Below are 26,378 nucleotides of genomic sequence, written 5' to 3' on the forward strand. Positions count from 1 at the left end.
GGCGGGCGCCGTGGCGGGGGTGTCGTCGTGCTGCACGGGATCCAGCCTATCGAGGGACCGGTGGAACGACTCCGCCCCCGGCGGTGCCGGGGGCGGAGTCGTGATGGGGCGTGTTACCGCGAGGTCGACGCCCGGAAGGCGATCCACCACTCGATCACGGCCCGATCAGTAATACGTCGTCGTCGGGGCGCTGGCGGCCGCACCGAGGATGATCACCACGAAGATGATGTAGACCACCCAGAACAGCGCGTGCAGGATGAAGGCGATCAGACCGATGATGCCGCAGATCTTCGCGGTGTTGGCCGCGGACTCCGCGCCGGCGTAGTCGCCCATCTGCCACTTACTGTTCACCTGGAGGGCGAAGATGAGGCCGATGATGCCGACGATCATGCACCCGAAGATGCCCATGATGTTGAAGGCGATGTAGTTCTTGGGCGGCTCGGCGCCGACCGGGGGCTGGCCCCCGAAGCCGGGCTGGCCCCCGCTGGGCGGGCCGTAGCCGCCGGGAGGCGGACCGTATCCACCGGTGCCATAGCCACCGGGAGGCGGGCCGGGGTTGCCGGGAGGCGGGGGACCATAGCTCATGAGTGAGGTGTCTTTCCGAAAGAGGACAAGGGGTTCTGATGTGACGCGGCCTGGACACGCGCCGTTCCCAACGAAGGACAAGGTCGGGACTTACCGGACGACCGCGGGCCGGCGGTTTCGAATCATCGCAGATCGGCGAGACAGCGCCGAACGGCTTCGAACGCGGCGGACAAGGCCGGTGCTCAGAATGTACCCGCCCCGCGGGACCTAAGTCCATTTTCCGTTACTCATCCGTTGGGAACTGCGGTTTTTCGGTCCCGACCCCCCGATGCCGCTAGTTACCGCTCGTGGCCTCGGCCTTACGTCCGGTTTCCCACTCCTCGCGGGTGAGCGGCGTCGGACGGGGCTCCTTGCGGCCCAGGCCGGCCTTCTTCATCACACCGGCGATCACGGCGAGCACCACGCTGGCGACCAGGGCGATGATGGTCCAGGTCACCAGGTCACCACCGGCGATGATGACGACGGCGGCCACGGTCCAGGCCACGATCCAGGAGAGGGTGAGGAACCAGGCGGAGACGGTGTTGCCGTGGTCGTCGTGTTCCTCGTGGTTCGCGTCGGCCATCAGTGGTTCTCCTTCGGTTCGGCCGGCTGTTCGGCCGGCAGTGCGGGTTCTGTGTCGTCACCGGGTTCGGCTCGGTCCGCCCGCGGATCCGGGGCGGGCGTGCCGTCGCCCGGGGCGTCGAGTGTGGGGTCGTCACCGGCGTCCAAGGACTTCCACAGATCTGCGGGTGTCTCCGCCTTCTGTGGGCGCGGTGCGGCGTCCCGATCGTACCGGTTTCCCATTCCCGGCCAGGCGGGGGCACGCATGACGGCGACGAGGCCGCTGAGAATCAGCAGGGCCGCGCCGGCCGCTCCCATCAGGGGACCCAGGGTGTGGATCTCGGGGGTACCCACGACATCGCCGGTGCCGGCGGTATCGGTGGTGAGTTCGGCGACGGCCGAGGTGAGCGAGCCGGGCCGGGTGACCGACCACAGGGTGGTGAGCGCGAACACGCCGCAGGCCGCGACGAGGGCGCCGACCACGCGGCGGGGCCAGGAACGGGCCGCGTAGAGTCCGGCGATGCCGGCGAGTCCGGCCCAGCCCAGGCCGCTGAGGGCTCCGGTGAGGTCGCCGCCGGTGACCTCCACGGGAACCGAGGCGACGGGGCCGGGCGAGGCCAGCATCCCGGTCACCCACACGCGGCCGGACGCGGCCAGCATGAGGGCGGCGCCGGCGGCCATGGCGAGCATGGCGATCCCGTACTCGCGGCCGGGACGCGCCGAGCGGGTGGTGGAGGTCGATGTCACAGCAGCCGTCCCGCGTCGAAGCAGGTGTGGTCTCCGGTGTGGCAGGCCGCACCGGTCTGGTCGACACGGACCAGGAGGGTGTCGCCGTCGCAGTCGAGTGCGACCGACACCACGTGTTGGGTGTGGCCGGACGTGGCGCCCTTGACCCAGTACTCGCCCCGGCTGCGGGACCAGTAGGTGCCCTCACGGGTGGTGAGGGTGCGGTGCAGGGCCTCGTCGTCCATCCAGGCGAGCATGAGGACGTCCCCGGTGTCGTGTTGCTGCACGATGGCGGGGACGAGTCCGTCCGGGTTCCGCTTCAGGCGCGCGGCGATGTCCGGGTCGAGGTTGGTGACGCTCATGCCCCCAGGTTATGGGCGCCCGGTGAGCGATGTTCACCGGGTACCGGCCAACGGGTGCGGGCTCACACGTTCTAGAGTGCGAGCGTGCGCGACGGCGCCCCTCGCCTCGACGACCTGGAGAGTTCCCACTGTGACCGCCGAGTCCCTGGCCGCCGATCTGGCGGGCAAGCCCGACGCGCTGGCCGCGCTCGCCCGCAGGTTCCCTCGTTGGGACCCCTACGCCGCGCTGCCGGCCCTGTTGGAGGACGAACCCGCTTCGGTGCGGTTCCTGGCGTTGGGCCCGGCACGGCGCGCGTGCGAGGTGGCGGCGGCGCGGTTGCGGCGGGCGGGGATCGGGGCGAGCGCGGACCCGTCGACCTCGGCGGAGGCGCCTCCCGCCGGCGCGGAGACGCTCGTGGTGGCGGTGACCCTGGGCGACGGCCAGCGCGAGCTGAGCACGGTCCTGGACCGTTATGTGGGGCGTTCTCCCGTGGTGGTGCTGGCGCCGGACTCCGACACGGTGGTGGCGCGCTACGCGGACCTGCTGGTGCCGTTGCACGGCGGGGTGGAAGAGGCGGGGCAAGGGTGCCGTGCCTACCAGCACGCCCTGGCCCTGTTGCTGCTGTTGGGACACAGGTTGGGCGCGCCCGTGGGCGGTAGCGGGAACTTCCCGGGGCTGCTGCTTCGCGTGGCCAACGCGGTGGGGACGTTGCTGGACAAGGCCCCCGATTGGGTGCCGGAGGTCGCGCGGGTGTTGGACTCCCCCGCCGGCGTGCACCTGGTGGCGCCCGCGGAGCGCATCGCTTCGGCCGGGCAGGGGGTGCAGGTGTTGCGCCGGGGCCCGGTCCGGCCCGCGTACGAGGCGGAGACCGGCGAGTGGTCGCACACCGATCGGCACTTGGCCGCGGTGACGGAGTACCGGGCGTTGTTGTTCGCCGGGTCCACCTACGACCAGAGGTTCGCCGAGCACTTGGGGCAGTTGCGGGGCGCGTTCGTGGCGGTGGGCGCCACCCCCGACCGCGAACGCGTGCCGGGGGCGGCGCTGAACCTGCGCTACCCGGGTGACACCGACCCGGACGTGAGCCTGTTGACCGAGCCGGTGGTAGCCGAACTACTGGCCGCCCATTGGTGGGGCCTCAGGCCGAGGAGCTGACCCAGGAGGCGTACAGGTCGGCGTACACGCCCGGGCGGGCCACCAACTCGTCGTGGGAGCCGCTCTGGACGATGCGTCCGTCGTCGAAGACCAGGACCCGGTCCGCGGCCTCGGCGGTGGACAGTCGGTGGGCGATGGCCACGGAGGTACGGCCACGGGTGAGCCGGTCCAGGGCGCGCTGGATGCGTGTCTCCGTGTGCGGGTCCACGGCCGAGGTGGCCTCGTCGAGCACGAGGAGGTCGGGGTCGGCGATGTAGGCGCGTACCAGGGCGACGAGCTGGCGTTCCCCCGCCGACAGGGACTCTCCTCGCTGGCCGACCGGGGTGTCCAGGCCGTGGGCGAGGCTGCCCAGCCAGTCGGCGAGGCCGAGCTCGGTGACGGCGGCCATCAACTCGGCGTCGGTGCTCTCGGGCCGGGCGAAGCGGATGTTGTCGCCCAGGGAGCTGTCGAACAGGAAGCCCTCCTGCGGCACCATCACGACACGGCTGCGCAGCGAGGAGAAGGCGACCTCGCGCAGGTCGACCCCGTCCAGGCGGACGGTGCCGGTGTCGGGGTCCATGAGTCGGGTGAGGATCTTGACGAAGGTGGTCTTGCCGGAGCCGGTCTCGCCGACGACCGCCACCCGGGTGCCCGGTGTGATCCGCACGCCGACGTCGTCCAGGACGACGGGACCCTCGGGGTAGGCGTAGGTGACGTGGTCGAAGTCGACCCGGACGGCTCCACGGGGCAGGACGCGACCGGCCTCGCCGGGGTCGGCGATGTCGGGGACGGTGTCCAGGACTCCCAGGACGCGCCGCCAGCCGGCGATGGCGTTCTGTGCCTCGTTGAAGATCTCGGTGGCCATCATCATGGGCTGGACGAACAGCGTCATCAGGAACAGGAAGGCGATGAGCTGTCCGGCGGTGAGGTCGCCGCCCACTCCCAGCCAGACACCGGTCATGACGACCGCGGCGTTGGCGATCGCGGAGACGATCTCGGCGAAGGGTGACACGGCCATGGAGAGTCGTTGGGCTCTGACCTGTGCCTTGCGGGTCGCCAGGACGGTGGTGTCGATGCGCCCGGCGGTGCGTTCCTCGGTGCCGTGGGCGCGGATGACGGCGGCGCCCATGACGGTCTCGCCGATGGCTCCGAGCATGTCGCCGGTGCGTTCGCGGACCTTCAGGTAGGCCTTGGACAGGAGCTTCTGGAGCCAGCGGACCCCGAACAGCAGCGGCAGGAAGCAGATCCACACCACGAGGGTGAGCTGCCAGGAGTAGACCGCCATGAGGATGGTGGCGACCAGGAGTTGGCCGGTGCTGACCAGCAGGAGCAGGCCGCCCCACTGCATGAAGTTGCTGATCTGGTCGACGTCGCCGGTCACGCGCGAGACCAGGGCGCCCTTGCGTTCACTGTTCTGGGTGAGCACGGACAGGTCGTGGACGTGCCGGAAGGCCTTGCGACGCAGGGTGGCCAGCCCGGACTCGGTGGCCCGGTACAGGCGCAGGTTCATCAGGTAGGAGCAGAACATGGTGACGACCAGCAGCGCGGCGCAGACCGACACCATGCGGGTGACGAAGACCAGGTCGGGTCCGCCTTCGCCGCTGATGCCGTTGTCGATGATCTGCTGCACGGCGATGGGCACGATGACCTTGCCGGCGGTGGCCACCACGGCGAAGACGAGGGTGAGCCACAGGCCCTTGGCGAACTCCGGGGACAGCCGGAGACCGCGTTTGATCGTGCCGAGCGCCCCGTCCTCGCTGCGGTGCAGTGCGGGGGCCTGGTCACCCGTGGGGCGCGGCCCCTCGGTGCCCCGGGCCGACCTGTCGTCGGTACGGGTCCGTGTGGGTGCGCTCATCGGGTGTTCTCCTCCTTGGAGTCGGTGCCTGGTCCGCGAAGGTGGGGTTCGGCCGGTCCCGGTTCCTCCGGGATCGGGGTGCGCTCCGCCTCGTTCTCGGCGGAGGCGCGTTCGTAGGCGGTGACCAGGCGGTTGTACCCGGGCGAGGTGGTGAGGAGTTCGTCGTGGGAACCGCGGGCCAGGATGCGGCCGCCCTCCATGTAGAGGACCTCGTCGGCGAGTTCGATGGTGGCGCGCCGGTAGGCGACCACGATGACGGTGGCGGCGTCTTCGCGTTCGCGCAGTCCGCCGAGGATCTGGGCCTCGATCTGCGGGTCGACCGCGGAGGTGGCGTCGTCCATTATGAGCAGGCGTGGGCGGCGCACCACGGCGCGGGCCAGGGCCAGGCGTTGACGCTGGCCTCCGGACAGGGTGGTGCCCTTCTCACCGAGTTCGGCGTCGAGTCCGCCGTCCATCGCGCCGATGAACCCGTCGGCGCGGGCCAGGCGCAGAGCGGCCCAGACCTGCTCGTCGTCGACGTCCAGGCCCAGGGTGATGTTGTCGCGGACGGTGTCCTCGAACACGAAGGTGCTCTGGGGGACGAGCGCTGCGGTGCGGGGCACCTGATCGCGGGCGAGTTCGCGCAGGTCGACGCCGTCGTAGGCGACGGTTCCGGTGTCGGGGTCGACCAGGCGCATCAGGACGGTGGTCAGGGTGGACTTGCCCGATCCGGTGGGGCCGACGATGGCGACGGTACGTCCGGGTTCGATGTCGAGGTCGACGCCGTTGAGGACCATGGCGCGGCGTTCGTGGCCGTCGGGGACGTCCATGAGGTCGCGTCCGCCACCGTCGGCGTCGTAGGAGTCGGCGTAGGAGAAGGTGACGTCGCGGGCGCTCAGGGCCAGGCCGCGGGGCGAGGGCTCCAGGACCCGGTCGCCGTAGGCCATGGCTCCGCCCGCGCGCAGGACGGACTGGACGCGGTCCCAGCCCACGACGCTGCGGGGCAGGTCGCCCAAGAGCCAGCCGAAGGAGCGGATGGGCTGGGCCAGCAGGGTGAAGAGGAAGGCGATCTGGACGAGTTCGCCGGGGTCGATGGCGCCGGTGGACAGGCGCCACATGCCCAGGAGCAGGACGGCGAGAACACCCAGGTTGGGCAGGGACTCCATGAAGGGGTCGAACATGGAGCGCAGGCGGCCGACCTGGATGAGGGCGTCGCGCAGGCGGTGCGCGGCGTCGGCGAAGCGTTCGGTCTCGGTGTCCTCGCGGCCGAGGGTCTTGACGACCAGGGCGCCGTCGAAGGACTCGTGGGCGACCCCGCTGACCTCGGCGCGCAGTGACTGGGCGCGGGAGGCCAACGGGGAGACGCGGCGCTGGAAGATGACGTTGGCGATGGCCAGGGCCGGGAAGACGACGAAGGCGACCAGGGACAGGATCGGGTCGGTGACGACCATGGCGATGGCGGCGATGACCAGCATGAACACGCTACCGACGGCCATGGGCAGGGGTGCGAGCGGCTGCCAGGTGGCTTCGACGTCGGCGTTGGCGTTGGAGAGCAGTTGCCCGGTGGGGTGGCGGTGGTGCCAGGAGAGCGGCAGATCGAGGTACTTGCGGGCCACGGCGCGTCGGTAGCGGGCCTGCATGCGGAACTGCATGAAGCCGGCGAGCAGGCGCCGGATGGCCAGGCCGATGGCCTTGCCCAGTCCGACGGCCAGGAGCAGGCCGGCGGCCGCGGTGAGCGCGGCCAGGGTGGCCTCGCCGGCGGCGAAGGCGGGGAGGATGGTGTGGTCGGTGATGTGGCCCAGGACCGAGGCGGAGGCGACCGTGACCGCCGCGTGCGTCATGGCGCCGCCGACGGCGAGGAGGAAGATCCAGGGTTCGGTGCGGGCCGCGACCCACATGACCCGCAGACCGCGGGTGAAGACCCGCTTGTACTGGGCCCGCCCGGAGGTGTCACCGGTGGACGTGGATCCGGATCCGGGTGAGTCCTCCCGTTCCTCCGGTCCCACCGTAGTCGTGCCCTGCGCCATGCGCCCCCGCTTTCTGATTCGAGACCGGTGGACCGATGTGTCCGCACCCCGACGGGCCCGGTCGTGGCCGGGGTCGGTCGTGGGGTGTCGGCACAATCTATCCAGCGGCACCGACAAGCCTCCACCGGATTGTTTCAGCGCGGGACCCATCCGGACTATTCCGTCCAAACGAACTTCTGTTCGCCTGCCACGAGGAAGGCCCGGACATCCCCTTCGGGGGTGCCCGGGCCCTTGTGGCGCGTCGGTGTCAGCAAACCGTCCGTGACGTACTAGTAGTAGCCGTGGCCGGCCGGCGCCTTCTCGTCGTCGGACTCCTCGACGGGCTCCAGCTCCTCGTCGTCGACCGACCCCTCGTCGGTCAGGGCCTCTTCGTCGACGCACTTCTCCTCGGGCACCCCGACCTCGGGCTTGGTGATGGAGCACTTGAAGGTCATGCGGCCGTAAGCGCCGTCCACGCCGATCCCGGATTCCTCCTGGGCCACCTCGACGGCCGCCGCGGTGTCCTCGTCGTAGACGTCGTCGGTCACATCAAGGTCGGCGCCGAACTTGGCGTTGAGCAGGAACTTGATGGCGATGACCGCAGGGCCCTCGTCCCCGATCTGGAAGGCGTCGGCCTCCGTGGGGAAGAGCGTGTTCCTGAGCTTCACCCAGGTCTCGGTCTCCAGGACCCCGTTCTCCTCGATGGTCCCCGCGTCCGCTTCGAACTGACTGACCATTTCAGCCACTCCCTCGGAGTACTCGTCCCCGGGATCGAAGTCGTCCGGGAGGTCGTAATCGAGCGAGTTCAGGAAGTACACGGCGGCGTCGATGTCCGGGCTCGGCCCGGGCTGATCCACCGAGTAGACGGGCCAGGCGCGGGCCTCGATCTGCTCGATCACCTCGTCGGGGGTGCGCTCGTAGTCGTCGGCGGAAACGGTCGGAGCGAGCATGACGACACCGCCGAAGGCGATGAAGCCGGCGGTGGCCAACGAGACGGCGCGACGAGCGATGCCGCTGGTGAGGTACTCGGACATGATGTGTGCAGACTCCTCTGTCGTGCGTGTGAGACGAGAACATGCTCACACGCATTACGAATAAGACACGGAAGCGCCACGCTTAAATAACGATTAAGTTCGCACTGTTCCGAGCGGTGCCCTGGAGGACGAAAGGGCCCGGACACCCCGTTTCCGGGGTGCCCGGGCCCGCGTGACGCGTCACCGGCAAGGCGAACCTTCGCCGCACTAGTGGTAGGCGCGCTCGCTCTCGGTCTCCTCGGCGTCCTCGGCCGGGGGCTCCACCACGGCGGCGTCGTCGGCGGAGGCGTCGGCCCCCTCCTCGGCCTGGTAGGTGACGACACCCTTGTAGCTCAGCCACCCGAAGGCGCCGTCGACGCCGATACCGAGCTCCTCCTGGGCCGCCTCGACCGCCGCTTGGGTGTCCTCGTCGTACAGCCCGCTGGAATCGTCCAGCTCCGCGCCGAACTTCTCGTTGAGGATCGCCTTGATACCGACGACGGCCCAGCCACGGTCACCGAGCTGGTAGGAGGCGGCCTCGTTCGGGAAGTGCAGGTTGCGGATCTTGATCCAGGTCTGCGATTCCAGGGTGGAGTCGTCGTTGAGCCCCTCCTCGGAGTCGAACTCGACGATGGTGGCCTCGACGTCCTCGGTGAACTCCTCACCCGGGTCCGGGGTGATGTAGCCGAGATCGTTGAGGAAGGAGAGCGCGAACCGGATGTCGACGCTGGGGCCCGGGTTCTCGATCGAATAGTTGGGCCAGCTCTGAGCCTCGATCTGCTCGATGACCTCGCGGGGGGTGCGCTCCAGGTCGTCGGCGGATGCGGAGGGGGCGAAGAGGGCCGCCCCGCTCAGGGCGACGAACCCGGCGGTCGCCAGGGTAGCGATTCGACGGATGACTCCGCCGGTGAAGTGATCGGACATGATGGTACGAACTCCCGTGTCGTGTGCTTGGGACGGCCTCATGCTCACACGAATCACAACTGAGTTAACTTAGCGCCACGCCTTGACCACGTTTGGTAATTTTTTCTTGCCGGCCCCGGACCGATCCGCCGACCGGCCCGGGGATCACGTGCTCCACGTGCTAGCGGACCGGGTACCCGGCCTCCCGCAGGCTCTTCTTCACGTCGGCGATGGTGAACTCACCGAAGTGGAACACCGTCGCGGCCAGGACCGCGTCCGCGCCCGCGGCGACGGCCGGCACGAAGTGCTCCACCGCGCCCGCGCCGCCCGAGGCGATCAGCGGCACGTCCACGCGAGAACGCACCCCCCGGATCAACTCCAGGTCGAATCCGGTCTTGGTGCCGTCGGCGTCCATCGAGTTGAGCAGGATCTCCCCCGCTCCCAGATCGGCGGCCCGCTCGCACCACTCCAGGGCGTCGATCCCGGTGCCCTTGCGTCCACCGTGCGTGGTGACCTCGAACCCGCTGGGTGTGGGGGCGTCCCCCTCGCGAACCCGACGCACGTCGGCGGAGAGCACCAGCACCTGACGGCCGAAACGCTCGGCGATCTCCCCGATCAGCTCCGGGCGTACGATCGCGGCGGTGTTGACGCCCACCTTGTCCGCACCGGCGCGCAACAGGCGGTCCACGTCCTCGGTGGTGCGCACCCCTCCCCCGACGGTGAGCGGGATGAACACCTGGTCGGCGGTGCGGCGCACCACGTCGTAGGTGGTCTCGCGATTGCCGCTGGAGGCGGTCACGTCCAAGAACGTGAGCTCGTCGGCACCGCCGGCGTCATAGGTGCCCGCCAGTTCCACGGGGTCGCCGGCGTCGCGCAGGTTCTCGAAGTTGACGCCCTTGACCACCCGCCCCGCGTCCACGTCCAGGCAGGGGATGACTCGAACGGCCAGGCTCATCGACGCTCACCCCTGACCAGGGCCAGGGCGTCCTCCAGGGTGAACGCGCCCTCGTACAGGGCGGTGCCCATGATGGCGCCCTCGACGCCCTCGGCGACCAGGCCGGAGATGGCCTCCAGGTCGGCGAGGCTGGACACACCGCCGCTGGCGACCACCGGCTTGTCGGTGCGCTCGCACACGGTGCGCAGCAGGTCCAGGTTGGGGCCCTTGAGCATGCCGTCCTTGTTGACGTCGGTGACGACGTACCGGGCGCAGCCCTCGGCCTCCAGACGGTCCAGGGTCGTGAAGAGGTCGCCGCCGTCGCGCGTCCAGCCTCGCGCGGCCAGGGTGGTGCCGCGCACGTCCAGGCCGATGGCGATCTGGTCGCCGTGCTCGGCGATGATCCTGGCGCACCAGTCGGGGTGCTCCAGGGCCGCGGTGCCGATGTTCACCCGGGTGCAGCCGGTGGCCAGGGCGGCGGCCAACGACTCGTCGTCACGGATACCGCCGGACATCTCGACCTTGACGTCGAGGCGGCCGACGATGTCGCCCAGCAGGTCGCGGTTGTGTCCGCGTCCGAAGGCCGCGTCCAGGTCCACCAGGTGGATCCACTCGGCACCGGCGTTCTGCCAGGCCATGGCGGCCTCGTAGGGGTCGCCGTACTCACCGCCGGTGTCGGCCTTGCCCTGGACGAGCTGGACGGCCTGCCCGCCCGAGACGTCCACCGCCGGCAGTAGTTCGAGTGCGGGGGTGGACGTGGTGTGCTCGCCGGTCATACTCGCCTTCTCGTTCTCGATGCTGTTCACGAATGGGGGTGTCTAGAGGCCGGTGACCCAGTTGGCCAGGACGCGCGCGCCGGCGTCGCCGGACTTCTCCGGGTGGAACTGGGTGGCGCTCAGCGGGCCGTTCTCCACGGCGGCCACGAACGGCTCGCCGTGTTCGGACCAGGTCACCAGGGGTGCGGGGATGCGGTCACTGGCCGCGACGAACTCCCAGGTGCGCACCGCGTAGGAGTGCACGAAGTAGAAGCGCTCCTCGGGGTCGATCCCGGCGAACAGCCGTGTGCCCTCGGGTGGGGTGACGGTGTTCCACCCCATGTGGGGCACCACGGGCGCCTTGATCCGTTCGACGGTTCCGGGCCATTCACCGCAGCCCTCGGTGGCGCTGTCCTCGGCGTGGACGTCGGCCTGTTCGATGCCCCGGTCGAAGAGGACCTGCATACCCACGCAGATACCCAGGACCGGGCGCCCGCCGGCGATGCGACGGTCGATGATGCGGTCCCCACCGGCGGCCTTGAGGCTGGCCATGCAGGCGCTGAAGGCGCCCACGCCGGGCACGACGAGACCGTCGGCCTCCAGCGCGACATGGGGGTCGGAGGTGACGGTGACGTCGGCACCGGTGCGTTCCATGGCGCGCTGGGCCGAACGCAGGTTGCCCGAGCCGTAGTCGAGGACGACCACACGTGAGGACATCGGGTGTGTGCCTTTCTTAGAAGTAGCCGAGCCGCAGCGCGCCGAAGGCGATGGAGAGCACGACGCAGCCGGCCAGGCCGATGGCGACCATGCGGCTCTTGTGCCACATCGCGTAGACACCGCCGGCGAGGAAACCGCCCAGGACGATGAGGATCAGTCCCCACAGGTCGGTGTCCATCTACAGGACACCCTTGGTGGAGGGGACCCAGGTCACGCGAGGGTCGTTCTCCGTGGCGAAGCGCAGCGCCCGGGCGAACGCCTTGAACTGGGCCTCGACGATGTGGTGGGCGTTGCGGCCGTAGGGCACGTGGATGTGCAGGGCGACGCGGGCCTGGGCCACGAAGGACTCGAAGATGTGCCGGGTCATGGTGGTGTCGTAGTCGCGGCCGATGGTCGGGGCCATGCCCTCGGGTTCGCTGTGCACCAGGTAGGGGCGACCGGACACGTCGACGGTGACCTCGGCCAGCGCCTCGTCGAGGGGCACCTTGGCGTCGGCGAAGCGGCGGATACCGGCCCGGTCGCCGAGGGCCTCACGGAAGGCGGCGCCCAGGGCCAGGGCGGTGTCCTCCATGGTGTGGTGCGAATCGATGTGCAGGTCGCCCTCGGTGCGCACGGTCAGGTCGAACAGTCCGTGCTTGGCGAGCTGGTCGAGCATGTGGTCGAAGAATCCGACACCGGTGGAGACGTCGGCGACGCCGGTGCCGTCCAGGTCGACCTCGACCAGGACCTTGGTTTCCTTGGTTGCGCGTTCGATGCGTCCGGTGCGGCTCATGGTCACTCTTTCGATGGTGCGGTGGGACGTGTGGTCGGGGTCAACGGCCGGTGACCCGCAGGAGGGTCTCGCGGAAGGCGGCCATCTCCTGCGGGGTGCCGACGGTGACGCGAAGCCACCCGGGCGGTCCGACCTCGCGGATGAGGACCTCTCGGTCGAGCATGTCCTGCCACACACGGGTGCGGTCCTCGAACTCCCCGAACAGGACGAAGTTGGCGTCGGAGTCGGCGACCCGGAACCCGTGTTCGCGCAGCCAGGTGACGAGGGCGTCGCGTTCGGCGCGCAGGTCGGCGACGGCGCCGAGGAGTTCGTCGGCGTACTCCAGGGCGGTGACGGCGACCGTCTGGGTGACGGCCGACAGGTGGTAGGGCAGGCGGACCAGCTGGAGTGCGTCGACCACCGCGGGGTGCGCGGCGAGGTAGCCCACCCGCGCGCCGGCCAGGGCGAAGGCCTTGGACATGGTGCGCGAGACGATGATCCTGGGGTGTTCGTCCAGGAGGGTGAGGGCGCTGGGGGTGCCCTCTCGGCGGAACTCGGCGTAGGCCTCGTCCACGACCACCACGCCGGGGGCCGCCCGTGCGATGCGCTCGATGGCGTCCGGTTCCAGGGCGGTACCGGTGGGGTTGTTGGGCGAGGTCAGGAAGATGACGCTGGGCCGGTGTTCGGCGATCGCGACCAGGGCGGCGTCGACGTCGACACGGAAGTCGGCGTCACGTGGCACGGACACCCATGCGGTTCCGGTGCCCCGGGAGATGATCGGGTGCATGGAGTAGGACGGTTCGAAGCCCATGGCGGTACGGCCGGGGCCGCCGAAGGCCTGGAGCAGCTGTTGGAGGATCTCGTTGGATCCGTTGGCCGCCCAGATGTTCGCGGGGGTCAGACCGTGGCCGAGGTAGGCGGCCAGGTCCTCGCGCAGGCGGACCGCGTCCCGGTCGGGGTAGCGGTTCAGGCCCAGGGCGGAGCCGGCCACGGCGTCGGCCAGTGCCTTGGCCAGGGCCGGGGAGGGCGCGTGCGGGTTCTCGTTGGTGTTGAGGACCACCGGCACGTCCAGCTGCGGGGCTCCGTAGGGCGAGCGCCCGCGCAGGTCCTCGCGAAGCGGCAGGTCGTTCAGGGTGAAGCTCACTGGTTTCACACTCGTGGTCGGTCGTGGGAGGGGCGGGTGGGTCCGGTGTGACCGGGGCCGCCCGTCTCCGTCTGGTGTTCGGGTGTTCTCAGTCCCGGCCCGGGCCGTGATCCATGCGGGCGGCGACGGCCTCGCCGTGCGCCGGCAGGTCCTCGGCCTCGGCCAGGGTGATGACGTGGTGGGCGACGTCGGCCAGCGCGTCACGGTCGTAGTGGACCACGTGCACTCCGCGCAGGAAGGTCTGCACGCTCAGGCCACCGGTGTGGCAGGCGCAGCCGCCGGTGGGCAGCACGTGGTTGGAGCCGGCGGCGTAGTCGCCGAGGGAGACCGGGCTGTGGTCGCCCACGAAGATGGCGCCCGCGTTGCGCACCCGGTCGGCCAGGGCGGGGGCGTCGGCGGTCATGATCTCCAGGTGCTCGGCCGCGTAGGCGTCCACGACGGCCAGTCCGTGGTCGAGGTCGTCGACCAGGACGATGCCGGACTGCGGCCCCGAGAGGGCCTCGCGGACGCGTTCGCTGTGCCGGGTGGCGGCCACGCGTTCGGTGAGGCGTTCGGTGACCTTGTCGGCCAGGGCCTCGTCCGGGGTCACCAGGACGGAGGCGGCGACGACGTCGTGCTCGGCCTGGCTGACGAGGTCGGCGGCGACGTAGTCGGGGTCCGCGGTGTGGTCGGCCAGGATCGCGATCTCGGTGGGGCCGGCCTCGGCGTCGATGCCGATGACGCCCTTGAGCAGGCGTTTGGCGGCGGCGACCCAGATGTTGCCCGGGCCGGTGACCATGTCGGCGCGACGGCAGTCCTCGGTTCCGTGGGCGAACATCGCCACGGCCTGGGCGCCACCGACCGCGTACACCTCGTCGACGTCGAGCAGGGCGCAGGCGGCGAGGATGGTCGGGTGGGGCAGCCCGCCGAAGTCCTTCTGCGGTGGCGAGGTGACCGCGAGGGAGGACACGCCCGCCTCCTGGGCGGGGACGACGTTCATGATGACGCTGGAGGGGTAGACGGCGCGGCCGCCCGGCACGTAGAGGCCGACCCGTTCGACGGGAAGCCACTTCTCGGTGACGGTGCCGCCCGGGACGACCTGGGTGGTGTGGTCGGTGCGGCGCTGGGCGGCGTGGACCTTGCGTGCGCGGCGGATGGATTCCTCCAGCGCGGCGCGCACGGCGGGGTCGAGGTCGACCAGGGCGCTTTCGATGGCGTCCTTGGGGACGCGGACATCGGTGAGCCGGACGCCGTCGAAGCGTTCGGTGAGTTCGATCAGCGCCTCGGTTCCACGATGGCGTACGTCGTCGACGATGGGGCGGACGCGTTCGGTGGCGTCGGCCACATCCATTTCGGCGCGCGGAAGGGCGTCGCGCGGGTCGCCTGCGGAACCTCGGAGGTCGATTCGACTGATCACGTCTCCAGTCTAGGGGGAGTGGGCCGACCGGTGGGCGGTGGTGTCCGGATGATGGACACCACACCCGTCCGACCGGCACGAACCCGGCCGGGGCGGGCTTCGCGGATCAAGGTCGGATAAAATCTCCCAACAATCCCCGAATAAGCGTCACCTAACTTTGGATCACCTTACCTAATCAAGCTTGCGAAAGGCTTGCCTAACAAATTTAGAAACCGTTTTTGGTGTTTCGCAAAATGCTTTCGAATGCGTTATCGTGAAGCCATGACTTCCAAGACGACCGGCGATAGCGGCCTTTCCAAGTTCCACCGTCTCCTGGTCGACCAGGTGCGGCACGAGTTCACCGCGTCGCACCAGTACGTGGCGATCGCCGCCTGGTTCGACGACCAGGACCTGCCCCAGCTGGCACGGGTCTTCTACGAGCAGTCGCTGGAGGAGCGCGACCACGCGATGATGCTCGTGCGCTTCCTGCTCGACAACGACGTGACGTTCGCCCTTCCGGGCGTGGACGCGATCGAGACGGATTTCGCCGTCTCCCGTGACCTGGTCGCGCTGGCCCTGCGCCAGGAGCGAGAGGTGAGCGACCAGTTCCAATACCTGGCCAAGGTGGCCCGTGACGAAGAGGACTACACGGGCGAACAGTTCCTGCAGTGGTTCATCCAGGAGCAGGTCGAGGAGGTCGCCAAGATGTCGACCCTCCTCAACGTCGTGGACCGTTCCAACGGCAACCTGTTCGACGTGGAGACCTTCGTGGCCCGCGACATGCCGAGCGAGGACAACGGCAGCCAGGGCGCACCGGGCACCGCCGGTCCCACGGTCTCCTGATCCGCGACGCCTCGCCCGAACGTACGCCCCGCCCGAACTCCGGGCGGGGCGTCGTCGTACGCGCCGGCGGAGGCATACTGGGGGCATGCCTGAGGCTCTACCGATCTTCCCGCTGAACACCGTGTTGTTCCCTGGGATGACAATCCCCCTGCACGTCTTCGAACAGCGGTACCGGAAGTTGGTCTCGGAACTGCTCGGGCCGAGCATGGCCGGGGGCGAGGCCGGTGGCCGCGAACGCGGGCCGGCCCGTTTCGGTGTCGTGTGGATCGAGTTGGGACACGAGGTGTCGAGCGAGTCCGGGCAGGGCGCGGGCGGTGCCGACACCGGGGTGCCGCACACCGGCGAGCACGCGCGCGGCCCCTCGCTTCCCTTGGTGAGCGCGGTGGGATGCACCGCGGTGGTGCGCGACGTGCGCACCTACGAGGACGGCCGGTACGACCTGGTGGTGGAGGGCGGTACCCGGTTCCGCGTCACCGACCTGTCGAAAGTCGACACCTCCGCGGGCGACGATTACTCCACCGCTTCGGTGGCGTTGTTGCCCGAAGCGATGGGACCGGACGCCAAGGAACACGCCGACCGGGTGCGGGACCTGTACGAGGTCTACCGGGAGCGGCTGTCCGAGATCGGCATGGCCCCGGAGACCTCTCATGACCTGCCTCGGGATCCGATCGCGCTGTCCCACGCCGTGGCCGCCTCGATCGTGCTGGACCCGGCGGAGAAACAGCGCCTGTTGGAGGCCGAGGACGCCGCGACCCGATTGGCCGTGGCAGCGCGCTTCCTGCGCCGGGAGAACCGGATCGTGGCCGCCCCCACCCTGCCGAACCTGCCGGCGGGCCCCTTTCTCGACAACGGGGTCTCGTTCAACTAGGGCGTTCGTCAAAACCGGTGGGGCGGTGCGCTAGCCTGCCCGCAAGCCATCGACCAGTGGAAAGCTCAGGTAGCCGATGAGTGGAAGAGCCACGCCCGCGACCGTGGCAGCGGGACGTACCAAGACCACCTACACCCTGCATCCCTACGAAGCCGGTGGGGAGGGCGACGGCCACTCCTATGGGGCCGACGCCGCTGACGCGATCGGGGTACCGCACCATCAGGTGTTCAAGACCCTGGTGGCCGAGGTCGACGGGGTGGTCACCGTCGGGGTGGTCCCGGTGAGCGGTTCGTTGGACCTCAAGGCGTTGGCCATGGCGGTCGGCGGCAAGAAGGCGACCATGGCCGAACCGGACCGCGCGGAGAAGATCACCGGATACGTGCGAGGCGGCATCAGTCCGCTGGGGCAGCGCAAGCGGCTGCGCACGGTGATCGACTCCTCGATCACGACCTTGGGCGCGGTGTACGTGTCGGCGGGGCGGCGTGGGTTGCAGATGGAGCTGGCCCCGGCCGATCTGATCCGGTTGACCGAGGCGATCACCGCACCCATCTCGGCGATCTGAGGGCAGTCGGTCGGGGGCCGTCCCGGTGAAGTGCGACACGCACCCGTTTCCCCTGGGACACAGGGGGCCGTGGACCCCGGCACATTCGCCCATGAGCTGTTGCCCACCCCCCTACCCGGCGGTAGCTTTGTGAAATGGGCAACATCTCATCCCCCTACAGGTCCGTTCCCGACATGTTCGCCTCCCGCGTCGCCCTCTCCGGCGAACGGGAGGCGTTCAGTTATCCCGTCCCCTCCCCCAACGGCGGTCCCGAAACCTGGAAGAGCCTCACCTGGAACCAGACCCGTGACCGTGTGCGCGACCTGGCCCTGGGCCTGCACTCCCTCGGCCTGACCTCACAGGCCCGCTGCGCGATCGCCTCCAGCACCCGGATCGAGTGGATCCTCGCCGACCTGGCCATCCTGTGCGCCGGCGGCGCCTCCAGCACCATCTATCCCGGCTCCACCGCGCCCGACTGCGCCTACATCATCTCCGACTCCGGCAGCATGGTGGCCTTCGCCGAGAACGACGAACAGGTCGCCAAACTCCTGGGGCAGCGCGCGTCCATGCCCGGCCTGTCCAAGGTCATCGCCTTCGAGGGCGAGGCCGGCGGCGACGACGACTGGGTCATGACCCTGGCCGAGTTGGCGGCGCGCGGCGCCGAACTCCACGCCGAGCGGCCGGAACTGTTCGACGAACTGATCGCCGCCGTCCGGTCCGATGACCTCGCCACCCTGATCTACACCTCCGGCACCACCGGCCGCGCCAAGGGGGTGCGACTGGACCACGGCAACTGGCTGTACGAGGCCCAGGCGCTGGAGGTCCTGGACGAGGAGATCAGCACCCGGGGTCAGCAGATGTTGACCATCGACGACGTGCAATACCTGTGGCTGCCCCTGGCCCACTCCTTCGGCAAGGTCATGCAGGTCACCCAGTTGCGGCTGGGGTTCCGGACCGCCGTGGACGGGCGCGTGGACAAGATCGTCGACAACCTCGCCGTGGTGCGGCCGACCTTCATGGCGGCGGCTCCTCGCATCTTCGAGAAGGTGTACAACAAGGTCGTCCTCCAGGCCAAGGAGGGCGGTGCCGCCAGGTATCGCGTCTTCAAATGGGCCGTGCGCGTGGGCGACCGGGTGGCCCGGCTCCGCGAACAGGGCAAGGAACCCGCGGGGGTGCTGGCCGCGCAGTACAAGGTGGCCGACCGTCTGGTGTTCGCCAGGCTGCGCTCCCGCTTCGGTGACCGGCTGCGCTTCTTCGTCTCCGGCAGCGCGCCGCTGGCCCCGGAGATCGGCCGGTTCTTCTACGGTGCGGGGATCACCATCCTGGAGGGCTACGGGCTGACCGAGACCTCCGCCGGCGCCTTCCTCAACCGGCCCGGTGACGTGCGCTTCGGAACGGTGGGTCTGCCGTTGCCCGGCACCGAGGTCAAGATCGCCGAGGACGGCGAGGTGCTGCTGCGCGGGCAGGGGGTCATGCGCGGCTACCACAACCTGTCCGGCGCCACCGAGGCCGTGCTCACCGAGGACGGGTGGTTCGCCACCGGTGACATCGGCACCCTGGAGAACGGTCGTCTGCGGATCACCGACCGGAAGAAGGAACTGATCAAGACCTCCGGTGGCAAGTTCGTGGCGCCGCAGGGCATCGAGAGTCGCTTCAAGTCACTGTGCCCGTACGTGAGCAACCTGATCGTGCACGGCGACCGGCGGCCCTACTGTGTGGCGTTGGTGGCCCTGGAACCGGAGGCGATCGATGAGTGGGCCGAGGCCGGCGGTCTGGGTGCGCTCGACTACGGCGGTCTGACCAAGGAACCCAAGGTTCGAGCGATGGTCCAGGAGGCCATCGACGAGCTCAACGAGGACCTGCCCCGGCACGAGTCCATCAAGGCGTTCACGATCCTGCCGAGCCCGCTGACGGTGGAGGCCGGGGAGATCACCCCGAGTCTGAAGATGCGCCGTCGGGCCGTGGAGGAGAAGTACGCCGAACTGCTCGACGGGATGTACGAGGATTCCGTCCAGAGTCTGTGACCGCGGTCGGGGGCGCCGGCGCGAGGGGCCCGTGGTCGGGCTTCGCTCCTTCTTCCGGAGCCGGCTCCGACTCGGGCGCGCGGACGGGTTCGGGGACGGGTTCGGGGACGCCGGGCTGGTCGGAGCGCAGCAGGCTGATGCCGTCGAGCAGCCCGTACTGCAACACGTGCACGAAGGGCCACACGATCAGGAAGGCCAGGGCTTGGAGCTGGAGCGCGCCGGTGACGGTGTCACCGGGCTCGGCCGCCAGGACCACCTCCCGGGCCGGACCGTCCAACGCGACCCCGATCCGCCAGACCAGGGCGCTGCCCGCGACCGCGCCCAGGAAGCTCACCAACAGCAGCGGTAGCCGAAGGTCCTGTTCACGCCGGTCGGACAGGGTGAACTGGATCATGTAGCAGGCGTAACCGGTGACGACCCCGGCCAGGCCGGTGATGAGGACGAAGTAGCCCTCACCCGCGAAGACCTCCTGCGTGGCTCCGGCGAAGACGTCGCCGCCGCCCAGCGCGGTCACCTCGGGTCGGGGGGCGAGCCACCACCACAGCGGAGCGATGGCCGCGCCCAACAGCGCCATCGCCCCGAACATCGCCGTGCCCACGGCCAGGCCACGCCCCACCCCGGACGCGCCCGAACGGCCCCCCTCTGCCTTCACCCCGTCTGCCCCCTTCGTGTCCTGGAACTGCCGAAAACCAGTGGATACCGGTCACGACCCGAAGGACAATACCCGCATGTACGACGAGAGCGGTCCCGTGACCCTGCCCAAGCGTGTCGATCCTCCCACGGCGGCGGACGAGCGGACGATGCTGCTGTCCTGGCTGGAGTGGCACCGGGCCACCGTGCACGTCAAGTGCGCGGGCCTGGATCCCGCCCGGTCCTCGACCGCGCCGCTCCCGTCCTCGCCGATGACCACGATCGGTGGGATCGTGTCGCATCTGCGCTGGGTGGAAGCGTTCTGGTTCGAAGTGGTGATGCTCAACCAACCCGACGTGGCGCCGTATTCGGCCCAGGACCCCGACGGTGAGTTCCGGGTCGGTACCGAGCGTCCCCTGGCCGAACTGCTGGTCGATTACGAACGCCAGTGCGAGCGTTCCCGGGAGATCGCCTCCCACCTGGAGCTCGGCAACTCCTCTCGCCGTGTCCTTCAGGACGGCCGGGGACGGGTCACCCTGCGCTGGGCGCTCCACCACATGGTCGAGGAGACGGCCCGCCACAACGGGCACCTGGACCTGCTCCGGGAGCTCGCCGACGGCTCTGTCGGAGAGTGAGCGGTCCCGCGGCACGAGGGCCCGGAACGGTGGTGCGCACCGTCCCGTTCCGTCGCTAAGCGTCCTCGGGATCCTCGGCTTCGCTCGATGCCGGAACGTCCTCCTCGGCCAGGATCAGGTAGAGGTTGCGCCGGGTCTCGGCCAGCAGCCGCTTGGCGCGTTCCACCTGTCCGGGGCTGCCGGCCTGGGCGACCTGTGCCGCGGCGGCGGTCAGCTGGTGGGCCTGCGCACTGATCTCCTCGTAGTGCGACCGGGCGTCGGCGTAGGCGTCGGCGCCCGCTTCCCACGGCGGGGTGAGGCCGGCACCGTGCTCGTCCAGGTAGGCCACGCCGTCGTCGGTGAGCTTGTAGGGGCGTCGGCGCCCCTCGCGCTCGATCTGTTCGATCAGACCCTCGTCCTCCAATTGTTGGAGCATCGGGTAGACCGACCCGGAGCTGGGCCGCCAGCCGCCGCCGCTGCGTTCACGGCCCTCGCGGATGATCTCGTACCCGCTGCGCGGTTCCTCCGCCAGGAGCAGGAGGATGCCGGTGCGCACGTCGCCGCGCTTGGCTCGTGGGCCGCCGCGCCGACGGCCGGGGTGTCCACCGAAAGGCCCGCCCGGCCCGAAGGGGCCTCCGGGAACCATGGGGGGTCCGCCGTGGCCGGGAGGCCCTCCGGGGACCACGGGGCCACCGGACCACGGGGGGTGCGGTGGCCCCGGCGGGTGCGGCGGTTCCGAAGCTGCCGCCCGGTGGTCGTGGTGGTCGTGGTGTTCCCAGGGGCCTCGGAATTCGGCACGGCGTCGGGAACGTCGGCCGCCCCAGGACCAGGGTCCGGGAAGTGCCATGGCGCTCATGATGTTCTCCTCTTCGATCACTGAAGACAGTCGCTCACTGTCTCGATAGGTCAAAGATATATCGCTAACTATCTCTTCGCAAGAGTCGAGACAGAAAAAGGCCCCCGTGTGCCGTGACACACGAGGGCCCGTGCTCCGTGGAGCGAGGGATGCGACCGGGTCAGTAGTCGACCGAGTACGCCCCCAGCAGACTCTTCACCTCACCGTTGAACTCCGGAGAAATCCGCACCGAGTAGTTCTCCAGCGCGTAGATCCGCGAACGCATCGGGTTGTCCACGCGGACCCGCACCGGGGTCTCACCCTTGTGGGTGCTCAGGATCTGGCGCAGGTCGCCCACCAGGTCCGAGGAGATCCGCTTCTCGTCCAAGGTGAGCAGCACCGGGGGTTCCCCCTCGGTGATGTGCGAGATGTCCAGGATCGACATCTCCGAGGCGAACATCGACCAGGTGCCGTCCCGGTCGTTGAGCCGGCCCTTGACCGTGACCGCGGTGTCCTCCAGCAACGCCTCCACGTACAGCGGATACGTCTTGGGGAAGAACAGCACCTCCATGGAGGAGTCCAGGTCCTCCACCGTGGCGATCGCCCACTGGTTACCGGCCTTGTTGGTGCGCTTGTCCACTTTGGAGATCAACCCGGAGATGCGCACCTCGCCTCGTTCACGGGCCAGGTCACCGGCGACGATCTGGGCGATGGAGGTGTCGCGGGAGCGGGCCAGCACGCGTTCGGCCCCGGCCAACGGGTGGCTGGACACGTACAGGCCCAGCATCTCCCGTTCGAAGGCCAGCTTGGTCTTGCGGTCCCACTCCTCGTCGCCCCACTGGATGTTCAGCCCGATGGGGGTGGAGTCGCCCTCGTCGTCACCACCGCCGAACAGGTCGAACTGCCCGTTCGCCTCCTGTTTCTTGGAGCTGATCATGCCGTCCACCGCCATCTCGTGGTGGCGGTACAGTTCCCGGCGCGGCTGTCCCAGGGAGTCGAACCCACCGGCCTTGACCAGCGACTCGATCACCCGCTTGTTGCAGGCGGCCAGCTCGATCTTGGCCAGGAAGTCGGTGAAGGAGGTGTACTTCTCCTTCTCCGTGCGGGTCTTGACGATCGAGTTGACCACGTTGGCGCCCACGTTGCGCACCGCGCCCATGCCGAAGCGGATGTCGGAGCCCACCGGGGTGAAGCGCAGACCGGACTCGTTGACGTCGGGGGGCAGCACCTTGATGCCCTGGGCCCGGCACTCGGCCAGGTAGACCGCCATCTTGTCCTTGTCGTCGCTGACCGAGGTCAGCAGCGCGGCCATGTACGCGGCCGGGTAGTTGGCCTTGAGGTAAGCGGTCCAATACGCGACGAGGGCGTAGCCGGCGGCGTGCGACTTGTTGAACGCATAGCCCGCGAACGGGAGCATGACGTCCCAGATCGCCTGCATGGACTCCCTGGAGAAGCCCTTCTCGATCATCCCCGCGGAGAACTTCTCGAACTCCTTCTCCAGGGCTTCCTTCTTCTTCTTGCCCATCGCCCGGCGCATCAGGTCGGCGCCGCCCAGGCTGTACCCGGCCAGCTGCTGGGCGATCGCCATGATCTGCTCCTGGTAGACGATCAGGTGATACGTCTCACCGAGGATCGGCTCCAGGGCGTCCTTGAGCTCGGGGTGGATCGCGGTGACTTCCTGCCGACCGTTCGATCGGTCCGCGTAGTCGTTGTGCGCGTTGGCCGCCATCGGACCGGGCCGGTACAGCGAGAGCACGGCGGTGATGTCACCGAACGCCTTCGGCTCCATCCGTTTGAGCAGGTTGCGCATCGCGCCACCGTCCAGCTGGAACACACCGAGCGTGTCACCCCTGGCCAGGAGTTTGTAGGCCTTCGGGTCGTCCAGCGGCAGCTTCCCGAGGTCGATGTCGACGCCATCGGCCTCCTTGATGCTCTTGACCGCGTCGTCCATGATCGTCAGGTTGCGCAGGCCCAAGAAGTCCATCTTGAGCAGACCCATGTCCTCGCACTGAGGGTAGGGAAAGCCGGTGATGATGGCGCCGTCGGCGTCGCGCTTGTGCAACGGAATGACGTCCAGCAGCGGTTCCTTGGACAGGATGACGCCGGCCGCGTGCACACCGGTGCCGCGGGTCAGACCCTCGATACCGCGTGCGGTCTCCATGATCTTGTTGACCTGCGGATCGTTGTCGATCAGGTTGCGCAGCTCGGTGGTCTCGCCATAGCGCTCGTGATCGGTGTTGTACGCCGCGTCCAGCGGGATCTCGTTGCCGCCCACCGGGGCCGGGAACGCCTTGGTGATCTGGTCGCCCGTGGAGTAGGGCATGCCCAGGATCCGGGTGGAGTCCTTGATCGCGGCCTTGGCCTTGATGGTGCCGAAGGTGAGGATCTGCGCCACGCGCTCCTCGCCGTACAGGCGGGTGACGTACTCGATCATCTCCCCACGCCTACGCTCGTCGAAGTCCAGGTCGACATCGGGCATGGACACACGTTCGGGGTTGAGGAACCGCTCGAACAGCAGACCGTGGTCCAAGGGGTCCAGGTCGGTGATGCCCAGCATGTAGGCGATCATCGAGCCCGCGGCCGAACCGCGGCCGGGGCCGAGCGCGATGCCGTTCTTGCGGGCGTAGTCACAGATGTCGGCGACCACGAGGAAGTAGGCGGGAAAGCCCATCTTATTGATGATGCCCAGTTCGTACTGGATGCGGGTGCGCGCCTCGTCCGTGGCCCCGTTCGGGTAGCGCACCGGGATGCGGCGCTCCACCTCCTTGGCCAGCCAGGAGGCCTGGGTCTCGCCTTCGGGGACGGGGTAGACCGGCATCAGGTCACGGTGGGCGAAGACGTTGTCGTAGGCGTTCGGGGCGACCCGCTCCGCGATGAGCAGGGTGTTCTTGCACCCCTGGGCCCACTCGTCGAAGTTGAGCAGCCCGCGCATCTCCTCGCCCGACTTGAGGAAGTAGCCCGAGCCGTTGAACCGGAACCGGGTGGGGTCGTCCAGGTTCTTGGCCACGCCCACGGCCAGCAGGGCGTCGTGCGCGGAGGCCTGGGACTCGTAGACGTAGTGGGAGTCGTTGGTGACCAACGGCGGAATGTTCAGTTCACGACCGACCCTGAGCAGGCCATCGCGAACCTCCTTCTCGATCGGCACGCCGTGGTCCATCAACTCCAGGAAGACGTTGTCCTTACCGAAGATGTCCTGGAGGCCGGCGGCGTAGGCGATGGCCTCCTTCTCCTGGCCCAGCCGCAGCCGGGTCTGCACACCACCCGAGGGGCAACCGGTGGAGACGATGACGCCCTCGCTGTACTCCGACATCATTTCCAGGTCCATGCGGGGCTTCATGTAGTAGCCCTCCATGGACGCCAGCGAGGACATCCGGAAGAGGTTGCGCAGGCCCTGCTCGTTCTCGGCGAGCATGGTCATGTGCAGGTAGCGGCCACCACCGGAGATGTCCTTGCCGCCCTCGGCGGAGGCGTCGTCGGAGGAGTTGGATCGGCCCCAGAACACCCGCTTCTTGTGGAAGCGCGACTCGGGGGCCACATAGGCCTCGATGCCGATGATGGGGGTGACACCGGTGCCCTGGGACTGTTGATAGAACTCGTAGGCACCGAACATGTTGCCGTGGTCGGTCATGGCCACGGCGGGCATCTCCAGCCGAGCCGCCTCCTTGTACAGCGGCTTCAACTTCGCCGCCCCGTCGAGCATCGAGTACTCGGTGTGGACGTGCAGATGTGCGAAGGAGTCGGCCATGACGCGTGTGCCCCCGGGCGAGTAGACGGACAGATGGTGGCTCCTGAGCCTACGACTTCCCCACGACGTTCGGACCCCCCTGTGGACAACTCAGGAGGGTCGTGACTGTGACGTTCCCCCCGGCACCCACGCCGTTACCCGGGGGTTCGATCCGGGCTGCTAGCCTCCGGCCGTTCGGTGTGCCGCGTCCGCCGCCGTGCGCCCCGCTGAGAGGATCACCCCCATGTCCCGCAGAACCCGCCGTGTGGCCTCCACCGCCACCCTCGTCCTGGCGGCCTCCGCCCTGGTGGCGATGCCCGCCGCCGGGTCGGAGTCGCCGTCGATCCCCGCCCCGCCCGGTGAGCACGAGGTTCGCTTCGCGACGTTCAACACCGCGTTGGAGCGCCCCGAGGAGGGGATGTTGGCCGAGGAACTGGCCTCCCCCGACAGCGAACAGGCCCGCAACGTCGCCGAGATCATCCAGCACGCGCGTCCCGACGTGTTGCTGGTCAACGAGTTCGACCACGACGAGGAGGGCGTGGGTCTCCAGCGGTTCCAGGACAACTACCTGTCCGTGGGGCAGAACGGCGCCGACCCCATCGACTACCCGTACGTGTACAACGCCCCGGTGAACACCGGTGTGGCCTCGGGGGCGGACCTCAACGGGGACGGCGAGGCCGTGACCGAGCCGGGCACGCCCGAGTACGCCGAGGACGCCTTCGGGTACGGCGTCTTCCCCGGCCAGTACGGCATGGCGGTGCTGTCCAAGTACCCGATCGTCACCGACGAGGTGCGCACCTTCCAGACCTTCCGCTGGGCGGACATGCCGGACGCGCTGCTGCCCACCGACCCCGAGACGGGCGAGCCCTACTACTCGGAGGAGGCCCTGGAGGTGCTGCGGCTGTCCTCCAAGAGCCACTGGGACCTGCCGATCGACACCGGTCGCGGGCGGCCGGTGCACCTGCTGGCCAGTCACCCCACGCCACCGACCTTCGACGGCCCCGAGAAGCGCAACGTGACCCGCAACCACGACGAGATCCGGTTCTGGGCCGACTACGTACGCCCGCGTGCCTCCGACTACGTCTACGACGACGCGGGCGTCCGGGGCGGATTGGCGCCGGGCGCGCGCTTCGTGATCGCCGGTGACCTCAACGCCGACCCCAACGACGGCGACGGGCACCCCGAGGCCGTGACACAGCTGTTGGAGCACCGGGACATCGTGGACGTGCGTCCCTCCAGCCAGGGCGGACGCGGCGCGGCCGAGCGTCAGGGCGCGGCCAATGACGACCACACCGGCGACCCGGAACTGGACAGCGCGGACTTCGTGGACGAACCGGGGCCGGGCAACCTGCGGGTCGACTACGTGCTGCCTTCACGTTCGCTGCCGGCCCGCGCCTCGGGGGTGTTCTGGCCGACCGTGGAGGACCCGCTGTTCCGTCTGACCGGTGACTACCCGTTCCCGAGCTCGGACCACCGCATGGTCTGGGTGGACGTGGTCCGCTGACTCTTCGGCGCGGGGCGGTGTGTGGGGGCGGTGTGTGGG

General features: G+C 69.1%; 25 protein-coding genes. 7 read left to right on the forward strand and 18 right to left on the reverse strand.

Features of this window, described 5'->3' with window-relative positions; all coding sequences use genetic code 11:
- Positions 1 to 165: 165 nt before the first annotated feature.
- From BQ8420_RS20750 to hisI, 4 genes are all read right to left on the reverse strand, one after another.
- The gene (locus BQ8420_RS20750) at positions 166 to 585 is read right to left on the reverse strand and encodes a CD225/dispanin family protein (protein WP_087100823.1); all 420 of its coding nucleotides are present in this window, start codon (positions 583 to 585) and stop codon (positions 166 to 168) included.
- Positions 586 to 859: 274 nt separating this feature from the next.
- Positions 860 to 1,147: an HGxxPAAW family protein gene (locus BQ8420_RS20755; RefSeq protein WP_087100824.1), complete on the reverse strand. Its 288-nt coding sequence runs from the start codon at positions 1,145 to 1,147 to the stop codon at positions 860 to 862.
- Positions 1,147 to 1,815 (reverse strand): Trp biosynthesis-associated membrane protein, encoded by a 669-nt coding sequence (locus tag BQ8420_RS20760; protein WP_087100844.1) that lies wholly within the window; start codon positions 1,813 to 1,815, stop codon positions 1,147 to 1,149. Before BQ8420_RS20760 ends, BQ8420_RS20755 begins: the two co-directional genes overlap by 1 nt.
- Positions 1,816 to 1,868: 53 nt before the next feature.
- Complete coding sequence (gene hisI / locus BQ8420_RS20765; protein ID WP_087100825.1) at positions 1,869 to 2,213, reverse strand: phosphoribosyl-AMP cyclohydrolase; 345 nt, start codon at positions 2,211 to 2,213, stop codon at positions 1,869 to 1,871.
- Positions 2,214 to 2,343: 130 nt separating this feature from the next.
- On the opposite strand from hisI, the gene BQ8420_RS20770 reads away from it, so the two are divergent.
- A complete protein-coding gene (locus tag BQ8420_RS20770; RefSeq protein ID WP_087100826.1) occupies positions 2,344 to 3,345 on the forward strand; it encodes a sugar isomerase in 1,002 nt (333 codons plus the stop codon).
- Here the strand turns inward: BQ8420_RS20770 and BQ8420_RS20775 are convergent.
- The 11 genes from BQ8420_RS20775 to hisD all read right to left on the reverse strand — a co-directional run bounded on the left by BQ8420_RS20775 (position 3,329) and on the right by hisD (position 14,777).
- Complete coding sequence (locus BQ8420_RS20775; protein WP_087100827.1) at positions 3,329 to 5,179, reverse strand: ABC transporter ATP-binding protein; 1,851 nt, start codon at positions 5,177 to 5,179, stop codon at positions 3,329 to 3,331. The two genes, BQ8420_RS20770 and BQ8420_RS20775, sit on opposite strands and share 17 nt — an antisense overlap.
- Positions 5,176 to 7,185 carry an ABC transporter ATP-binding protein gene (locus tag BQ8420_RS20780; protein WP_087100828.1) on the reverse strand — a complete coding sequence of 670 codons (2,010 nt, stop codon included), beginning with the start codon at positions 7,183 to 7,185 and terminating at the stop codon, positions 5,176 to 5,178. Before BQ8420_RS20780 ends, BQ8420_RS20775 begins: the two co-directional genes overlap by 4 nt.
- 269 nt (positions 7,186 to 7,454) lie before the next feature.
- Positions 7,455 to 8,198, reverse strand: a complete 744-nt coding sequence (locus BQ8420_RS20785; RefSeq protein ID WP_087100829.1) for a peptidoglycan-binding protein — start codon at positions 8,196 to 8,198, stop codon at positions 7,455 to 7,457.
- Between the two features lie 207 nt (positions 8,199 to 8,405).
- The gene (locus BQ8420_RS20790; RefSeq protein WP_087100830.1) at positions 8,406 to 9,101 is read right to left on the reverse strand and encodes a peptidoglycan-binding protein; all 696 of its coding nucleotides are present in this window, start codon (positions 9,099 to 9,101) and stop codon (positions 8,406 to 8,408) included.
- Between the two features lie 160 nt (positions 9,102 to 9,261).
- The gene (hisF, locus tag BQ8420_RS20795; RefSeq protein ID WP_087100831.1) at positions 9,262 to 10,035 is read right to left on the reverse strand and encodes an imidazole glycerol phosphate synthase subunit HisF; all 774 of its coding nucleotides are present in this window, start codon (positions 10,033 to 10,035) and stop codon (positions 9,262 to 9,264) included.
- Positions 10,032 to 10,790 carry a bifunctional 1-(5-phosphoribosyl)-5-((5-phosphoribosylamino)methylideneamino)imidazole-4-carboxamide isomerase/phosphoribosylanthranilate isomerase PriA gene (gene priA / locus BQ8420_RS20800; protein WP_087100832.1) on the reverse strand — a complete coding sequence of 253 codons (759 nt, stop codon included), beginning with the start codon at positions 10,788 to 10,790 and terminating at the stop codon, positions 10,032 to 10,034. Before priA ends, hisF begins: the two co-directional genes overlap by 4 nt.
- A 42-nt stretch (positions 10,791 to 10,832) precedes the next feature.
- Entirely contained in the window at positions 10,833 to 11,486 is a 654-nt protein-coding gene (hisH, locus tag BQ8420_RS20805) for an imidazole glycerol phosphate synthase subunit HisH (RefSeq protein WP_087100833.1), read from the reverse strand.
- A gap of 16 nt (positions 11,487 to 11,502) precedes the next feature.
- A complete protein-coding gene (locus BQ8420_RS32405; RefSeq protein ID WP_200816025.1) occupies positions 11,503 to 11,664 on the reverse strand; it encodes a hypothetical protein in 162 nt (53 codons plus the stop codon).
- The gene (gene hisB, locus BQ8420_RS20810; RefSeq protein WP_087100834.1) at positions 11,665 to 12,258 is read right to left on the reverse strand and encodes an imidazoleglycerol-phosphate dehydratase HisB; all 594 of its coding nucleotides are present in this window, start codon (positions 12,256 to 12,258) and stop codon (positions 11,665 to 11,667) included.
- Positions 12,259 to 12,298: 40 nt separating this feature from the next.
- Positions 12,299 to 13,381: a histidinol-phosphate transaminase gene (locus BQ8420_RS20815; RefSeq protein ID WP_087100835.1), complete on the reverse strand. Its 1,083-nt coding sequence runs from the start codon at positions 13,379 to 13,381 to the stop codon at positions 12,299 to 12,301.
- Positions 13,382 to 13,469: 88 nt separating this feature from the next.
- A complete protein-coding gene (hisD, locus tag BQ8420_RS20820) occupies positions 13,470 to 14,777 on the reverse strand; it encodes a histidinol dehydrogenase (protein WP_087100836.1) in 1,308 nt (435 codons plus the stop codon).
- 261 nt (positions 14,778 to 15,038) lie between these two features.
- Here hisD and BQ8420_RS20825 point away from each other — a divergent pair, with 261 nt between their 5' ends.
- The 4 genes from BQ8420_RS20825 to BQ8420_RS20840 all read left to right on the forward strand — a co-directional run bounded on the left by BQ8420_RS20825 (position 15,039) and on the right by BQ8420_RS20840 (position 19,032).
- Positions 15,039 to 15,599: a ferritin gene (locus BQ8420_RS20825; protein WP_087100837.1), complete on the forward strand. Its 561-nt coding sequence runs from the start codon at positions 15,039 to 15,041 to the stop codon at positions 15,597 to 15,599.
- A gap of 85 nt (positions 15,600 to 15,684) precedes the next feature.
- A complete protein-coding gene (locus BQ8420_RS20830; protein WP_087100838.1) occupies positions 15,685 to 16,467 on the forward strand; it encodes an LON peptidase substrate-binding domain-containing protein in 783 nt (260 codons plus the stop codon).
- Positions 16,468 to 16,543: 76 nt separating this feature from the next.
- The gene (gene ybaK, locus BQ8420_RS20835; protein ID WP_235006393.1) at positions 16,544 to 17,029 is read left to right on the forward strand and encodes a Cys-tRNA(Pro) deacylase; all 486 of its coding nucleotides are present in this window, start codon (positions 16,544 to 16,546) and stop codon (positions 17,027 to 17,029) included.
- Between the two features lie 134 nt (positions 17,030 to 17,163).
- Positions 17,164 to 19,032, forward strand: coding sequence for a long-chain fatty acid--CoA ligase (locus tag BQ8420_RS20840; protein ID WP_087100840.1), 1,869 nt, complete (start codon positions 17,164 to 17,166; stop codon positions 19,030 to 19,032).
- Here BQ8420_RS20840 and BQ8420_RS20845 read toward each other — a convergent pair.
- Positions 18,938 to 19,684, reverse strand: coding sequence for a hypothetical protein (locus BQ8420_RS20845; protein ID WP_235006394.1), 747 nt, complete (start codon positions 19,682 to 19,684; stop codon positions 18,938 to 18,940). The genes BQ8420_RS20840 and BQ8420_RS20845 overlap by 95 nt on opposite strands.
- A 76-nt stretch (positions 19,685 to 19,760) precedes the next feature.
- Between BQ8420_RS20845 and BQ8420_RS20850 the strand changes: the two genes are divergently transcribed.
- On the forward strand, positions 19,761 to 20,297 hold the full coding sequence (locus tag BQ8420_RS20850; RefSeq protein ID WP_087100841.1) for a DinB family protein: 537 nt from the start codon (positions 19,761 to 19,763) through the stop codon (positions 20,295 to 20,297).
- A 55-nt stretch (positions 20,298 to 20,352) separates the two neighbouring features.
- Here BQ8420_RS20850 and BQ8420_RS20855 read toward each other — a convergent pair whose 3' ends face one another.
- Together BQ8420_RS20855 and dnaE are read right to left on the reverse strand one after the other, a co-directional pair.
- Positions 20,353 to 21,132 (reverse strand): PadR family transcriptional regulator, encoded by a 780-nt coding sequence (locus BQ8420_RS20855; RefSeq protein WP_087100845.1) that lies wholly within the window; start codon positions 21,130 to 21,132, stop codon positions 20,353 to 20,355.
- Between the two features lie 160 nt (positions 21,133 to 21,292).
- A complete protein-coding gene (gene dnaE, locus BQ8420_RS20860; protein ID WP_087100842.1) occupies positions 21,293 to 24,856 on the reverse strand; it encodes a DNA polymerase III subunit alpha in 3,564 nt (1,187 codons plus the stop codon).
- A 223-nt stretch (positions 24,857 to 25,079) separates the two neighbouring features.
- Here dnaE and BQ8420_RS20865 point away from each other — a divergent pair, with 223 nt between their 5' ends.
- Positions 25,080 to 26,339 (forward strand): endonuclease/exonuclease/phosphatase family protein, encoded by a 1,260-nt coding sequence (locus BQ8420_RS20865; RefSeq protein WP_087100843.1) that lies wholly within the window; start codon positions 25,080 to 25,082, stop codon positions 26,337 to 26,339.
- The last annotated feature ends 39 nt before the right edge of the window (positions 26,340 to 26,378 follow it).

The sequence above is a fragment of the Nocardiopsis sp. JB363 genome (assembly GCF_900143625.1).
Classification (GTDB): Bacteria; Actinomycetota; Actinomycetes; order Streptosporangiales; family Streptosporangiaceae; genus Nocardiopsis.